General features: G+C 55.3%; 13 protein-coding genes, 1 tRNA gene and 1 pseudogene. 10 read left to right on the forward strand and 5 right to left on the reverse strand.

The genetic code is table 11. The features are described 5' to 3' along the window. Window positions 1-62: 62 nt before the first annotated feature. From drt2 to B0G69_RS07610, 3 genes are all read right to left on the reverse strand, one after another. Window positions 63-1,334 carry an antiviral reverse transcriptase Drt2 gene (drt2, locus tag B0G69_RS07605; protein WP_199731155.1) on the reverse strand — a complete coding sequence of 424 codons (1,272 nt, stop codon included), beginning with the start codon at window positions 1,332-1,334 and terminating at the stop codon, window positions 63-65. A gap of 332 nt (window positions 1,335-1,666) precedes the next feature. Beyond that, window positions 1,667-2,527: a hypothetical protein gene (locus tag B0G69_RS40590; protein WP_147440709.1), complete on the reverse strand. Its 861-nt coding sequence runs from the start codon at window positions 2,525-2,527 to the stop codon at window positions 1,667-1,669. 22 nt (window positions 2,528-2,549) lie between these two features. Beyond that, window positions 2,550-5,420: a BT4734/BF3469 family protein gene (locus B0G69_RS07610; protein ID WP_121316331.1), complete on the reverse strand. Its 2,871-nt coding sequence runs from the start codon at window positions 5,418-5,420 to the stop codon at window positions 2,550-2,552. Between the two features lie 384 nt (window positions 5,421-5,804). Between B0G69_RS07610 and B0G69_RS07615 the strand changes: the two genes are divergently transcribed. Next, entirely contained in the window at window positions 5,805-6,509 is a 705-nt protein-coding gene (locus B0G69_RS07615) for a recombinase family protein (protein ID WP_121319193.1), read from the forward strand. Here the strand turns inward: B0G69_RS07615 and B0G69_RS42665 are convergent. Next, the gene (locus tag B0G69_RS42665; protein ID WP_277873512.1) at window positions 6,480-6,764 is read right to left on the reverse strand and encodes a helix-turn-helix transcriptional regulator; all 285 of its coding nucleotides are present in this window, start codon (window positions 6,762-6,764) and stop codon (window positions 6,480-6,482) included. The two genes, B0G69_RS07615 and B0G69_RS42665, sit on opposite strands and share 30 nt — an antisense overlap. A 215-nt stretch (window positions 6,765-6,979) precedes the next feature. Between B0G69_RS42665 and B0G69_RS07625 the strand changes: the two genes are divergently transcribed. The 6 genes from B0G69_RS07625 to B0G69_RS07650 all read left to right on the forward strand — a co-directional run bounded on the left by B0G69_RS07625 (window position 6,980) and on the right by B0G69_RS07650 (window position 11,866). Then, window positions 6,980-7,588, forward strand: a complete 609-nt coding sequence (locus B0G69_RS07625; RefSeq protein WP_121316333.1) for an SHOCT domain-containing protein — start codon at window positions 6,980-6,982, stop codon at window positions 7,586-7,588. Between the two features lie 158 nt (window positions 7,589-7,746). Continuing rightward, window positions 7,747-8,379, forward strand: a complete 633-nt coding sequence (locus B0G69_RS07630; protein ID WP_121316334.1) for a hypothetical protein — start codon at window positions 7,747-7,749, stop codon at window positions 8,377-8,379. 159 nt (window positions 8,380-8,538) lie between these two features. After that, window positions 8,539-9,726 carry an ADP-ribosylglycohydrolase family protein gene (locus tag B0G69_RS07635; RefSeq protein ID WP_241991278.1) on the forward strand — a complete coding sequence of 396 codons (1,188 nt, stop codon included), beginning with the start codon at window positions 8,539-8,541 and terminating at the stop codon, window positions 9,724-9,726. Beyond that, window positions 9,723-10,208 (forward strand): hypothetical protein, encoded by a 486-nt coding sequence (locus B0G69_RS07640; RefSeq protein WP_199731157.1) that lies wholly within the window; start codon window positions 9,723-9,725, stop codon window positions 10,206-10,208. The genes B0G69_RS07635 and B0G69_RS07640 overlap by 4 nt, the downstream gene beginning before the upstream one ends. 67 nt (window positions 10,209-10,275) lie before the next feature. Beyond that, a complete protein-coding gene (locus B0G69_RS07645; protein WP_121316336.1) occupies window positions 10,276-11,316 on the forward strand; it encodes a PIN domain-containing protein in 1,041 nt (346 codons plus the stop codon). A gap of 106 nt (window positions 11,317-11,422) precedes the next feature. After that, window positions 11,423-11,866, forward strand: a complete 444-nt coding sequence (locus B0G69_RS07650) for a hypothetical protein (RefSeq protein ID WP_147440710.1) — start codon at window positions 11,423-11,425, stop codon at window positions 11,864-11,866. A gap of 73 nt (window positions 11,867-11,939) precedes the next feature. Here the strand turns inward: B0G69_RS07650 and B0G69_RS07655 are convergent, their stop codons facing one another. Further along, window positions 11,940-12,920 carry a site-specific integrase gene (locus tag B0G69_RS07655; protein ID WP_121316338.1) on the reverse strand — a complete coding sequence of 327 codons (981 nt, stop codon included), beginning with the start codon at window positions 12,918-12,920 and terminating at the stop codon, window positions 11,940-11,942. 85 nt (window positions 12,921-13,005) lie between these two features. Here B0G69_RS07655 and B0G69_RS07660 point away from each other — a divergent pair. The 3 genes and pseudogenes from B0G69_RS07660 (at window position 13,006) to B0G69_RS07670 (ending at window position 15,338) form a co-directional block, all read left to right on the forward strand. Beyond that, window positions 13,006-13,082 (forward strand) — tRNA-Ala (locus tag B0G69_RS07660). A gap of 189 nt (window positions 13,083-13,271) precedes the next feature. Continuing rightward, window positions 13,272-13,784: pseudogene (locus tag B0G69_RS07665) on the forward strand (epimerase); the annotation flags it as partial. Window positions 13,785-14,030: 246 nt separating this feature from the next. After that, window positions 14,031-15,338, forward strand: a complete 1,308-nt coding sequence (locus B0G69_RS07670) for a solute carrier family 23 protein (protein WP_121316339.1) — start codon at window positions 14,031-14,033, stop codon at window positions 15,336-15,338. Window positions 15,339-15,356: the final 18 nt, after the last annotated feature.

The raw sequence follows: 15,356 nt of genomic DNA on the forward strand, positions 1-15,356 counted from the left end.
CTGACTTGCGGCTTCGGTTCTCCTATCCCTGCCCATTGCTAGACCTCATGCGCCCATAGACGCTAAATCATCTGCTTCCGAAGTCGCTTCCACAACGGCTTGACTTGGCGCTTGATCTCTTTCGCTTCGAGGATTCCCGCCGCACGTAACGCATACGAGACGAAATTTCGTCTACCGAGATAGGAATACCGCTTATACAGTTTCCGCTTATGAAGGGAAATTGGCGCTTCTCCGCGTCCCACTCGTAGATCGTTTCGACTCCGCATAGTAGCCTTGGCGAGGCGCACTCCTCGCTTCATTCGGTCTGAATATCGCGCCAGCGACGCTGAACGCAAGATAACGCGTTTACCGTCAAACACAAATCCCAAATATTGGAGGGGTTTGTCCGCCATTAACCCACCTGAAGTCACGGTGAACGTGCGCTCCTCTGTCTTATCCGGGTGCAACGGAAGTTTGTGAAGGTCAGCAAATTGCTGTGCGAGTTTCAACAGGTCTTTACCCCTTCCATGCGGGGCGATGATGAGCATGTCGTCACAGTAACGAAAGTATTTGCCGCCCCAAGCCGTGACTGCGTTCCACATCAACTCATCGAAGTTCGCCATATAAATGTTCGAGAGCAGCGCACTGATCGGCGACCCTTGGGGGATGCCCCGCGCCAGTGCGTTGGTTTCAATCAGTTTAGAACCACGCACAACTTGACGGAATTCATCCGGCTCACATATTCGCGGCCCCGACGCTCTTGGATTATTCGGGGAGATGTGCAAGGCTGCATAGAGATTGCGCTTGTCTACTTGTGCGAATTTAGTGAGCGATTTAAAGACGGTATAGTGATCTTTCGGTAATGCATCAACGCCTAGAATGGAACACCACGCGGCTTTTAGAATTTTATGATCGAGATTCCCAAAGAAATCTCTTATGTCGGTGGTGATTACGTCTGCGTTGCCAATCTTCGCGATTGCAGCAAACGCTTCTTTGGCGAAATGTATATTACTCTTGCTTAACTTCCGAAAAGCCAGTACGGCGGGTTCATACTCGGCTTCTCTCAGATGGGCCTCATATCGGTCGCTCAGTAGCGCCCCATAATATGCATATATGTGACTATCTACATGCGATGCGTAACTAACCGGGCGGGGTTTTGGGACTATCGATAACTTTTTGAGTGTCTTGTCCCATTTGACCTTTTTGCTCGTTATAGTGAAGGTGATGAACGGGTAAAAGGCGTGACGGGCAACGACAGCCGGATTTCCTGTGATTGAAATCGCCGCACTTTCACTAATCGGCATATCAAAATGTAGATATGTCCGGCGTCGATACCATTCCAGAGGCACATTCATCAAGGGTACCTAGCAAACCGGGAATGCGGCGGTTGGCGGCACTCCAAAATACGCATTCCCGGATATACACCAATGTTCTTTACATTATCTCACCCGATTATAATTCGGGCTTTGGCCGCTTAATGTTAGAAATGCAATATCATGTCAGTATAAACTTGGAGGTCCGTATGACGGAAATCGCGGTCTACGTGTTGTCTGCACTGCGTCTGTGCTCTACGAGCAATTCGGCGTGGCTTGACAACCTGTCACTTTCCTCTCCGGCGAATCCGGAGAGCCGTTGAAATATAAGGCAAACGGAACATCTTCCGCAAGCCCAAAGCAGCATAAAATTTTTACCGATCTCGATCTGTTTCAGGCAGAAAATCAACCGATGTCGCGCCGAAGCAGCTGGCACCGGTGATGACCACCAGTACCGACACCATTGGCGATACCAGTGATGACCACCAGTGCCGACACCATTGGCGATACCAGTGATGACCACCATTGGCGATGCCAGTGATGTGACCACCAGTACCGACACCATTGGGCGATACCAGTGATGACCACCAGTGCCGACACCATTGGCGATGCCAGTGATGACCACCATTGGCGATGCCAGTGATGTGACCACCAGTGCCGACACCAGTGCCGATACCAGTGATGACCACCATTGGCGATACCAGTGATGACCACCATTGGCGATACCAGTGATGACCACCATTGGCGATACCAGTGATGACCACCATTGGCGATACCAGTGATGACCACCATTGGCGATACCAGTGATGACCACCAGTGCCGACACCATTGGCGATGCCAGTGATGTGACCACCAGTGCCGACACCATTGGCGATACCAGTGATGACCACAAGTGCCGACACCATTGGCGATACCAGTGATGACCACAAGTGCCGACACCAGTGATGACCACCATTGGCGACACCATTGGCGACACCATTGGCGATGCCAGTGATGTGACCACCAGTGCCGACACCAGTGATGACCACCATTGGCGATACCAGTGATGACACCATTGGCGATACCAGTGACGACCACCAATCGACACCGGTGCCGGTACCAGTGATGACCACCAATCGACACCGGTGCCGGTACCAGTGATGACCACCAATCGACACCAGTGCCGATACCAGTGACGACCACCAGTGACGACCACCAGTGACGACCACCAGTGGCAGTACAGTGAGGCCGATCAATGACGATCAATGCCGACTTCCATCAATCGCTCAACAAGCGTTCCCCTTTTTCGGCCAGCGCCTGACGAAGCTTATGCGTGTCATCAGAGACAAGATAGTTTCGCGAACCAGTGGTTCCGTTGCCATATCGTATCGTTACGCCTCGTCTAGTCAGTCCAAGCGCGGCCAGTTCAATCCGAATTTTATTCCTGTTTCGCTTCACTTGGCTTTCGGTGAGATTTAACTGATCGACGAGTTCACCTTCAATGTCTTGTAGATAACCGCGCTGCTTTATACGATTAATAATCTCGGGCGGAATCAACGGTACGACCGGCTTCGCTTTAATTTTGCTTCTTGAACCAAAGCATTGTTCATAGGTAAAGAATTCGGCGATTTCAGTGTCTGTGGTAAGGTTTTCGTTAGAAAAAACGTAGATATCCTTTCTTGCACCGTGAATCAGTCGCCCACGCCCCACTGCTTGCAGTGTCTCGGCAAGGCTGAAATGGTCATGTATTGCCTGATGGAAGTCGTTCTCGGCGACATATGTATTAAGCGTGACCGTTCGCCCGTCTTTCATCCTCACTGGTAGATCGCCATACTGCGGCACTGATGTGACATCTTCACCAAAAATCGCGCGAACATAATTTCTGCTGGCGATGGGAGGCAAGCGAAATCTACCCACGATCAACAGGCAATCCACATCTTCAAATTCGTTAAGGCCGCGCAGATTCTTGAAGTATCCAGCATGACTGACGCCAAGCGCATTCGCGAGTGTCTTGTAAAACATTGGATCGGATTCTGTCTTCTGATAGGTAATCAATCCAACGTTCTTGTACCTACTTACAATTGATTTCAGTCCATTGATGACCATTTCGACCTTGGCCGGATCATTGAGGGATTTTCGGCTGAACGTCCCATCGGATAGCTGGAAGAGCCGAATTTCATCCTTCTGCTTTACCGGTATTCGATGGAATTGAACATCGGGCAATAGTTTCCTTACTACGGTTTCACTTGCGGTCGCATCGAGGTATAGCGTCGGAACGTCCTTGTACCGCTTCGCAGCCAATCGCACTGGAAGAAAATGAAGGCTGTCATTTTCCACCCATAGACCGTTGAGATAGTTAGTCTCTTCGTAACGACAATATGTCGCCAATCGATCTAGGATAGGTGAGTACGATTCACGTGACCTGTTTCTCTCAACGGCTTTCACATAGTCAGCCGCGCCGGTGAATGGCGGGAGTGGAATGCGGACATTCTTGCCACTGTCACTCAGCACTTGTTCACGGTGCATCCAGACGGCGTCTTTCAGTGAAACGCCTTTCTTTACGCTTTCGATTACAAGCCCCAAAGAAGGGAATGTAGTGGATGTGATTTCACTAATGACTTCACCTATCCGAACGAAGTCTTCATCGATGACTATTAGATCAGGCGTCCATGCGTTGCGCCCCCGGCGCGGCTCATACGTGCCGTCAACGCGGCGTCTTCCACTGAACCACGCTGACTGTTCATTTCTCCACTCGTCGTGGGTCATTATGCGAATATTCGACAGAGGGTCGTCGAACTGCTGTGTGTAGGAACAGTCGCCGTGCATGCCGCAATGATTGGAACAGAACTCCCACGGCATGCTTACGCTTTTGTCCTTGAATATCTTCAGTTGTTCTTGGTTCTGGCATGCACGGTCGCGACCCTCAATCGGGATCACACGTTTAATGCGGACCCTTTCTTTCAAATTAATTGCATTTTCTACGCGTTGCTGGCGAAGCCGCTTGAATCTCTCGACAACCTCTTTTCCGAGTTTATGCGTGGGGACCAGAATTAGCAGCTTGATGTCATCGGGAACGTATTCGATGATGGTTTTCAGAACTGTCTCAGTCTTCCCGGCACCCGTCGAGACGTTCACGAACTGCGATTGCTTGGTATCGACGAAATGCCGAACGATAGAACGCAGCTTCTCGGTTGCTTCTCCGGGAGTCGCGAGGGGTTCGAGGACAAGGTCGCAAGGTTCAGGCTTTACGGACCATCGCTGTTTCCCTGTGGGCGGCTTGTAGCCGTGCTTACGTGCCACGGCCCATAGGAGGGCGATGGTACCGAACCGGGCACCCTTCAGTTGGTCGCGTAGCTGCCGGTCCAACTTCCGGGGATCATCGGTCTGCCAGTGCGCTTTCAATACTGGGATGCCAGCTTCGCCGATCATCGCAAGCACGCACAGGTTGACTGGCAGTCGGTCGTGATAACTCAACTTCGTTGGAATGGCGGCAAGCGCAAGCTCGATCTCGGCCAATCCCGCGTCGTCCGCCCGAGCATAGACCACCGGGCGATACTCGTAACGTGCATTCAGGCTTACGATACCGCAGTCGGGCCTGAAGATCGCGTCGGGGTCATGCGAAAAATAACATGACTGCCGGAGGGTTTGCATTGCGGTATCGATGTTGAACTGAATTGAACAACTGACCACTACTTCTTCAAGACATAGCCTGTATGCTTGCCTGAATCGTTCCAGCATCGCGTCCGTGTCCTCGTCTTCCAATCTGGCAAAGTCAGTGCGAATGCCAAACTTCAAGCCACGATCTGGCGAGAGGAAGGCATACAAACACGCCGGATGCATGCTTACTTCCCGTTTCAGGGCATCGAAGTCGAGGTTTTCGTTATCGCTTACGTCAATATCGAACTGGATGATGCCGGTTGCGGCGCGTACCTTTCCGTCCTCGTCGAACGTTGCCGATGGGTAAAAGACGGGCAAGCTTTTTTGCTTGATCCCATGTTTCTCGGATTTGCTTTGCGCCCGCCTGACGCTCTCGATAGTGGCTTTGTGGGCCGCGCTGCGAATGATGGGGATGATCTCGTCGAGGCTGACGATCTTGGTCGGTGTTCGAAAAATCGATTCGGCGGTGGACAGATAAATACTGGTGGTCACTTTGTATTGGTAGATAGCCCCTTTCGGATGTCAGTCCGAAAGGGGTTTTTTGTTTGTGTCGCGGCGTGTTGTCGCTGATGGCGCTCGAACGCTTTACCGTCGCGTGCGGCGCGAACCTATGCGGCTTGTAAGGAGAAAAAAACAACTCACTAGTCTATTTATTATATAGGAACGACGTACCTCTTTTGTGAGGTCAGGCCGGGATGTAGAGGTGAGCAAGTCAGCAAACAACCGATCCAGTGGTGCCATACATGACAACTAACCAGTGCCAGATAGGTATGCCTTTCGAGAACTGGGTCGTTTTTGGTTCGATAAGTTGATTGACATGACCCTAATCGAACCTGTAATATGCGAACCAGCCAAAACGAACCGAATGGGGTGACTATGTACGTCAGGGCGTATCTCAGAGCATCCACCAAGGAACAGGACGCGAATCGTGCTAGATCGGACCTGATCGAATTCGCGAAGGAGCGGGGATTACAAATCGTGTCCTTCTACACCGAGAACGAATCCGGCGCATCGCTTCAACGACCGGAGTTGTTTCGACTGCTTTCCGATTGCCACGAAGGTGACATCCTTCTGGTCGAACAGGTCGATAGACTTAGCCGACTGAACAACGATGACTGGCAGCGGTTAAAAGGCGAACTGCAATCTCGGCGTGTCCGGGTGGTCGCCCTTGACTTGCCGACATCATGGATGATGACCAATACGACCGACGACATGACCGGACGCATGATGGATGCGTTGAACGCAATGATGCTGGACATGCTTGCGGCAATCGCACGCAAGGACTACGAGGACCGGCGTCGCAGACAGCAACAGGGGATCGAGAAGCTGAAGTCTACTGGTGGCTACAAAGGGCGGACGCCAGATGTTCAGCGCAACGCCGCCATCATGAACATGTTGCGCCGTGGCGATAGCTGGAATTCCATCGTCGCGGCGACCGGTTGTTCTCGATCTACGCTTTCGCGACTGAGTCGGCAAGTGAAGAAGGAATCGAACGACGACACGGATACTGCCATAGGCCCGGCTGGCGTGCCTTGCGCACTAATTGACTGGTCAGAGCGTCGTGCGACGCGCGGGACGTGAGGGGGCAAGTTTCATAGACCCGCTTCGCTCATCAGCAGCGTTGTCACCGCGTTCGACGCGACCGACATACGCACGGTCTACATCCGCGAGTAGTGCCAGACCTTCTTGTGAAAGCTCTTTGGCTTCGCAAAGGCGGCGAATGGCTTGTCCGAGCGCGACAAGGGTGGGATTTTGGCGTTGAGATGAGAGATTCGGCACCACCGAATCATTGCGGCATCTCGCCGGATCGACGGTCCATGTACCGCAATAGGCCATTTGTCAGGCAGCAAAAAGTATTTAAGTTTCGGGAGTAATGGCCGTTGAAGCATTGCTGAATGTCAGACGGCGACAACGAAAAGTCGGTCATGCATGCATCCGTGTGATGACGCCGCAACTGTCGAAAAATTCAGCTCCGATACACTTACGCACCCGTTTGAAGTCAATGCACAACGGGGACGCCAAACCAACAACTAGACCTACGGGGAATGTAAATGAGCGAACAACAGGCCAACCCGCGCGAAGCGGGACTCGAAAAAGCGTATGCGCCGCTGGACTCAATGCTTGTGACCGGCGAGAAAATTCAATCGACGGCTGTGCAACGCAGACTATTCGCGTTGCTGCACCGTCGCTCACTTGTCGCAGCCACAACGGGCCGTTTGATCGGTGTTAGCCGTGGCTTGATCGGTGGTTTTACGCCGGTTGATCTCCGTTGGCAGGACATCAAATCCGCGCACGTTAAGGCGGGCATTTTTGGTAGTACGTTGCGAGTGACTGCTTTAACTATGCCGGACCTTGCCATCAACGGTGCGGTGCGTCCGTTCGAATTCTCTGGTCTTCGGAAGGCAGAAGCTCAGGCCGTCTACCGCATCTGCCAAGCACAAGAACAAGCTTGGCGCGAAAAACGACGCCTTCGTGAACTGGAAGAGCTAAGGGCGAAATCTGGCGGCTTTCAGGGTTCGCTTGGCGCGGACGGCGCATCTTCAACGGCCAATGAGGACCCGACTGAACGACTGAAAAAAGCCAAGGCCATGCTCGACGCGGGGCTAATAAGTGACTCCGAATACGAGACGATCAAAGCTCGGGTAATCAGCCAGTTTTGACGTGTGCTATGCAGATCGGCGCGGTGCTTCGCGTCGTCCGCTGCGAATGCAATAAGCGGTGCCAACCCTAAAGCCGGGCGCGTTTTCTCCGATATAACGATCAGATGTCATCCGAAGGCTGGCACTAGTGAAAACCATTAAACGATACGGGGAATGTGATGCGGTTGCTTAAAGCAATGTTTGTTCTTTCAGCGGTGAGCGTTTTCTCAGGCTGTGCCTACAACGTGCAAGTATCCTCGCAGTCTGGTGCGGCGGAAGTCATGAGCACAAAGGTCAAGCAGGACAAGGCATATTTGGTGTTCAGCGACAATCTCGCGACTGCGGGGAAAGAAGTTAAACCGGGGTTCGCGTGCGGGGCTCACCGATACCCAATGTACATCGGTGAACCGCTTGAAAGCTCCCTTTCGAAGACCGTGGAAGCTGCTTACCCGCATGTTGTCAACAACGGCGGTTCGATTCCTACGTCGGCTGACGGACTTATTTTCAAGTTCGACCTTTCGGAGTTCGACCCAAGAATTCGCTTCACGCCCGGCTTCTTTGTTCCGACGGCTGACGCCAACGTAGATATAGCGATTCACGCCCGCGTATCTGACAAAGCGGGCAAAGAACTTCTCGCGACTACCTTTCGTGGTCAAGGGCATTCGAGTCAAGACGGGTCGTGCGGCGTAGGCGCCGACGCGCTGGCCGACGCGGGGCAAAAAGCCATCGCCAACGCCATGGAGAACTTCGTGGACAAAGTCATCAACACCGGTTCCCTTGATGCCGCGATGGCGACGACTGCCAGCAAGTGATTTTCAAGATTAGAGGCTAGGTCACACGCTGCGCTGCTTCGTGTAACTGATGCCCGCATCCAGACCCCCTCTGACATTTAACGTGTCGAAGCTGATGGTCTGTTTGTGACCGGCCTGATTAACCGCTGTATTGAAGTTCGGTAGCTTGCTGAATCTGTCGTGCAGACGCTGCACGGCGTGTGTTGGTGGCCGTCGCGTGTCTGGACGGCCTTTTTTTTAGCGGTCAGTTCGGTTGCCGGTCAGTTCGGTTGCACCATCCCACCATTGCGACGTTATGCGCCGGTCATTCATACCTTCGACAGCCAGCTGGTGTTGGTGCGGTCTTGGTCTCAGATGCGACTTGGAGAAAAGTACATGGAACAAGGAGTCCGCTTCATAGGATTACGCGACATAGCAGACGCACGGATCGCGGGGTTGGTCGGTCTCCTTGTCGGCGACGCGCTTGGCGTCGGTTTTGAGTTCAAGAAGCCTGAACAGATTCCGCCACGCTATCAGATTGAGATGACAACGCCAGTCGGCTTCAGGCGGTCTCATGCCGGTGTGCCGGTCGGGACATGGTCTGACGATGGAAGCCAAGCCTTATGTCTGCTTGCCAGCCTGTTTGACTGCGGAAAACTGTCGCTGACTGACTTCGCGGATAGGTTGCTGCGCTGGCGCGATGACGGCTATCTCGCTGTCGATGGTGACGTGTTCGACATTGGTATTCAAACCGCCGACGCATTGAACAGACTGCGTGACGGTGTGTCTCCAAGAGAATCTGGCGGCGCGGCGGTGATGGACAACGGCAACGGATCGTTGATGCGGGTTCTGCCGCTTGCCTTGTGGCACAACGGAACCGACGAAGCGCTGGTTCGGGACGCTCATCGTCAATCGCTGCCGACACACGCGCACCCGCGTTCACAGGTCGCTTGCGCATTTTATTGCCTCTGGGCGCGGGGATACCTGAAGCACCTTGCCGACCCTTTGTCATGGGCGGATCAACGTCTCGATGAGATTTACAGAGATTGGCCCGACCAGCCGGAACGCAAGGCGCTTCTGACGGAACTGGACGTGTTGAGAAGTTTCCCGAAGACCGATCAGTCGCGTGGAACCGGCTATGTGCTTGATACCCTCTGGTCGGCGCGGAAGGCGATGGAAGAAGAGACGTTTGAAGATGTCGCCCGGACTGCCATCCTGTTCGGCAACGATACCGACACAACCGCCGCCGTGGCTGCCGGTCTGGCCGGTATCAAATTTGGCCTAGCCGGTGTTCCGCAGCGTTGGCTTGAAGAGCTGCGGGGCTTCGAACTTGTCGAACCGTTGCTTGCTTCGTTCTTGACAAAACCTGTTCCTATGGCACCGCAGTGACCGGTCTCTACAACATGGACGAAACAGAAATCACGGCAGACTTTTCGCAGCGGTTCAAATTTTCGGACTGGCCCAATGCTGCGATACCGGCGTTGGCTGCTGGCGTATATGCAATCTGGCATGACGATGCGTTCATGTACTGCGGAATGTCGGGACGAGAGTTCGAGAAAGCGCAACTGGCGCAGAGAAAGAAGTACGGGCTGGTTACGCGGCTGGCAAGCCACGCGTCTGGACGGCTAAGTGGCGATCAGTTCTGCGTGTATGTTGCCAATCGACTTGTCCTTCCTAGCTTGGGGCTGGACGAGTTACGAAAATTCGCATCCGGCGAAAATACGCTGGATCGGCTGACCAAGGCGTACATTCACCGCCACTTCGAATATCAGTTTGGGGTCGTTGATTCGAGTAAGCGGGCTTATGAACTGGAAATGCGGATTCGGTCCGGGACTGTCTTCGGGGTCAAGCCGCTATTGAATCCGGCTTGAAGGACGCTACCTAGCGATTCGCGGTGTCGGTCAAACTGCTACGCCGTGACAACAATGACCTATACAGATGTTTAATCTTTTGATCGACACCAGCGTCTGGCTGGATCTTGCGGCAGATGCGAAGCAGACGCCGTTGCTAGACCTACTGGAAGGTCTGCTTTCGGACGGACAGTTGACGCTGCTGGTACCGCGCATCGTTGTCGATGAATTCCATAAAAACCGTGACCGGGTTGCCAAATCAAGCGCGAAGAGCCTTTCGGCACACTTCGATCAAGTGAAGAGCGCCATCCGCAAGGCTGATGGCGACAACCGGCAAAAGGGCCGGGTGCTGGACTACCTGTCAGACTTGGGGCACCGTATTCCTATCTTGGGTGGTGCCGCAGACGGCGTACTGACGCGGATCGCTGCGATCCTGTCCGCATCAACCGTCATTGAAGCAAGTGATGCGGTTAAGCTTCAGGCGACAGACCGTGCGTTGCATCGAAAGGCTCCGTGCCATCATGAAAACAAGAACTCGATGGCTGACGCCGTGCTGATCGAAACGTACTTCGAGTGTGTGCGAACGATGGGAAGGGCGGGCCAGCGGTTCGCATTTGTAACGCACAACAAGCACGACTTCAGTATCGTCAACGGAAATCAGAGACTGCCACACGTAGACTTCGCTGCATCGTTCTCGAAGATCAAGTCCATGTACTTCATTAACTTGGCCGAGTGCTTGCGACGTATCGACCCGATGCGCGTTACCTATGCGATGTGGGAGCAGGAATGGGACCAACAGCCGAGAAGTCTTTCGGAGATGTTAGATGCTATGGACCGGCTGACGACGCAAGTCTGGTACAACCGGCACAAGTTCCTTGCTTGGCAAGTTGAGAAAGGCAAGCATAAGATCGTCAGTCGCGAGGAATGGACCCAAAAGAAGCTGAACGGCCAGACCCATACCGTCGAGGACATTTGGAAGGGTGCGCTGAAGTCCGCCAAGAAGGCGGAGCGAAAGCTGGGCGAAGGGAACTATGGTCCTTGGTCCGACTTCGAGTGGGGGATGATTAACGGTAAGCTTTCCGCCCTGCGATGGATGCTCGGTGAAGACTGGGACGAGTTGTATACGTGAGCAGCGCGTCCAATTCGATGCGCTGGTCAAGGGCGTAGAATCAGTTCGATTAAAAGCGCCCCTGTCGTTCGCCGTAGTTAAGTGGTTTGTGTTCAGATAACGAGGTATGACCAAAGCGAAGCATCCGACCCGCCGACGCGAACTGCTGAGTCGGTATGGGCGCGTCACAAGTTGGCACGCGAGTGTGACGGAGCGTGTGGACCGGCCACGCGGTAGTCCGCCCGAGCGGGAAAGTCGCGCATCGATTCTGTTGGAGGGGGAGTTCACCGAACCAGTACGTGATGTGACCCGGTTCTTGTTCCAAGTCTCCCCGACCGACAAGCCGGGTGTTGGCAATGCCGATGTGCCTAACGTTGGCGCATTCATATCGATCAAACCCGAGTTACAGGGCGTGGTAGACATGACGGAGAGTCATTTTCAGGAGTTGCTGACGCTTGCTGCGTCAGACCGCTTGGCATGGTGCTTCGTTGCATTCACGGTGCCGTTTCGGCGGTCCGCTTTAATCGTCAGTATTGATTTCACGACACGCCCGCCTGATGAGGAAGCGTAAGGGCAGAGCTAACATGATCGATCCACCGCGCGGGTGGGCGATGGACCGATAACCAGTGCTGTTTCAGCTACGGTCAGCCGAGCTTCAACGCCAATTCACCAGCGTCAATCGACACATACCGTTGAAGCATGTTCGCCGTCGTGTGGCCGGATATGGCGCGAAGTTCCAGAATCGAGAGTCCCTGCTTTGCCAATCTTGTCAGTGCATCGTGTCGGAGATCGTGGAATGTGAAGTTGGCGATACCGGCCCGCGCAACCGCTCGTTCGTATGCCTGTTTAACAGCTTCCATAGAGACGGGGAATACCCGTCCGTCAAGACTGTGCGGCAGTGCTTCCAGCATCGCGATGCAAGACCCTGACAACGGAATTCTTCGCGGCTGCCCGGCCTTCGTTACCTGTAGGGTCGCCGTCCGATGGGGCAAGTCCACGTCATTCCATGACAGCGCAAGGATTTCACCACGTCGTGCGGCAGTTTCGAGGGCAAAGATAACGACGGGCTTGATCCACGGGTTGTGGCACTGGCCGCAAGCCGAGATAAGGGCGGCCCTTTCTGCTGCCGTCAGCACGCGGTCGCGGGCTTTGCCAGATCGTGGCTTTCTGATGAGACTAACCGGGTTGTTTGGAAGCTGAACGCCCCATTCGCGGATTGCGATGCTGAAAACGTGTCCAAGAAGCTGAAGTTCCCGCAGCGCGGTGCCAGACGAAACTTCTCCAAGTCGGGCGTCTCGCCATGCCGCAACCATGTGTGGTGTTATTGAAGAAAGTGCGTGCTTCGCGAGGCCAAGTTTCTTAAAGCTTTCAATTCTGTAAAATTCCGCACGACTTCCACGCTTGCCGTTGCTGACTTCCTTCGCGTATCGGTCAAGAAGTTCACCTAAACTCGTTTGGCGATCTTGTGGGCCGTTAATCCACTGCCCGGCATCGATGAGACGTTCTTGCTGTCTCGCCCATTTCTCCGCGTCTTTCTTCAGCGCGAATGTCTTTGATTGGACTGGGTAGCCCTGCCGTTTAATGATCGCTTGCCAGCGGTCGTTACGTTGTCGAATGGTAGCCATCACTTCTCCAGGGGTGACAGCAGGGTGACAAGCCAGTCCGACGAACGGGGGCACGTAACGCTAACCCCTTGAATCACAAGGACGTTGGGGGGGTAGCTCAGCTGGGAGAGCGTCGCGTTCGCAATGCGAAGGTCGGGAGTTCGATCCTCCTCCTCCCAACCAGATTCGATCAAAAGCAAAAACCGGCTTTTTGCCGGTTTTTTCCTTTTCTACCCCAAGCGAGCAAAGGGAGACCCAGCCCCAAGCATCCATCCCACATCCCTTCACCCCAACAAAAAGCCCTTCACTCAAAACTTATCCCACCCATCATCCACGCTTGCGCCCGCAGTCACTGCATCCCCAACCGCCACGGGGTTCGACGCGTGCTTCTTCTGCCTCGGTGTTTCGTCGGCGGGGATGCGGGAGGAAGACTACACGCGGCTCACCTACGATCTCACGATGGCGGCCGCGCAAACGCTCGCCCGGCTCAATCCGCAGATGACCTTCGTCTACGTGTCCGGCGCGAGCACCGACAGCACCGAACACGGGCGCAGCATGTGGGCGCGTGTGAAGGGGCGTACTGAGAACGCGTTGCAACGGCTGCCGTTCAAGGCCGCGTATCTGTTTCGTCCCGGCGTGATTCAGCCGCTGAACGGCGCGCGTTCGAAGACCCGTTCGTACAGGTTGTTCTACGCGCTGGCGAAGCCGTTCCTGCCGACGCTGCGCGCACTGTTGCCCAACCTGGTGCTGAGCACCGAGGACATCGGGCTCGCGATGCTGGCGGCCGCACGCAACGGCGCACCTAAAGCGGTGCTCGAAATCGCGGACATTCGCGCGCTCAGTCGTGTGGCATCCGCACCTGCGCTCGATTTGCGCGCGGGATGATGCATCACGTCACCGGTAGCCCCGGGCGAAGCTGACTCCGCGCGGGGCTGGGCGCTCATGCAACACGGCGGCACACGTTATCCCCGAACCTTCTTCGCCCCGCCAACACCATTCGCGCAAGCCTCTCGCCACGCTTGCCAGGCCCAATAGCACTCCGTACACTCGCGCGTAATTCCCGGAGCGCGCCCGACCACGCGCCGTCCGGCACCCATCCGCCGTCACGCCGAACAGAGGAGAACCCCCGCCATGGCCGATTCCTATTTCCCCCGCTGGCGTCGCCAGTCCGCTGCGGCCGAGGGCAGCGTCGTCGGCACCGACGAGCGCCTCGCCTGGCCGCAGATGTTCGCGATGGGCGTTCAGCACGTCGTCGCGATGTTCGGGTCGACCGTGCTTGCGCCGTTGCTGATGGGCTTCGATCCGAACCTCTGTATCTTCATGTCGGGCATCGGCACGTTGCTGTTCTTCGTGCTGGTGGGCGGGCGCGTGCCGAGTTATCTCGGTTCGAGCTTCGCATTCATCGGTCTCGTGATCGCGGTGACGGGGTACGGCGGTCATGGTCCGAATCTGAACATCCCGGTGGCGTTGGGCGGGATCATCGCGTGCGGCGTGGTGTACGCGATCATCGGCCTGATCGTGTCGGCAGTCGGCACCCGCTGGATCGAGACGCTGATGCCACCGGTCGTGACGGGCGCGATCGTCTGCGTGATCGGTCTGAACCTCGCGCCGATCGCGGTGCGCGGCGTGAGCGGCAGCAACTTCGATTCGTGGATGGCGCTCGTCACCGTGCTGTGCGTGGGGGCGGTCGCGGTGTTTGCGCGCGGCATGCTGCAACGCTTGCTCATTCTGATCGGGCTGCTCATGGCATACGTGATTTACGCGATCGTCACGAACGGCCTCGGCATGGCTAAGCCGATCGATTTCTCGATCGTCGCGAATGCCGCGTGGTTCGGCATGCCGCACTTCACGGCGCCCGTTTTCGATCCGCATGCGATGGCCCTGCTTGCGCCGATCGCGGTGATCCTCGTCGCGGAGAATCTCGGTCACATCAAGGCGGTGAGCGCGATGACCGGCCAGAACCTCGACCGCTATATCGGCCGCGCGTTTCTCGGCGACGGACTCGCGACGATCGTGTCCGGTTTTGCCGGCGGCACCGGCGTGACGACTTACGCGGAAAATATCGGCGTGATGGCCGTGACCAAGATTTACTCGACGCTGGTATTCGTGATCGCCGCGGTGATTGCGCTGGTGCTGGGCTTTTCCCCGAAGTTCGGCGCGGTGATCCAGACCATTCCGGGGCCGGTGCTGGGCGGCGTGTCGATTGTCGTATTCGGGCTGATCGCCGTGACCGGCGCGCGCATCTGGGTCGTCAACAAGGTGGACTTCTCCGATAACCGCAACCTGATCGTCGCCGCCGTGACGCTGGTGCTCGGCGCGGGGGACTTCTCGCTGAAGCTCGGCGGTTTTGGTCTCGGCGGAATCGGTACTGCGACGTTCGGCGCGATCATTCTGTACGCGTTGCTGCGCAGGAAGCCGACGCAAGGGCCGGTGGCCTGATTTACATTTTCCGATTGG

This window comes from Paraburkholderia sp. RAU2J, assembly GCF_003634845.1.
In the GTDB taxonomy this organism is placed as follows: Bacteria; Pseudomonadota; Gammaproteobacteria; order Burkholderiales; family Burkholderiaceae; genus Paraburkholderia; species Paraburkholderia fynbosensis.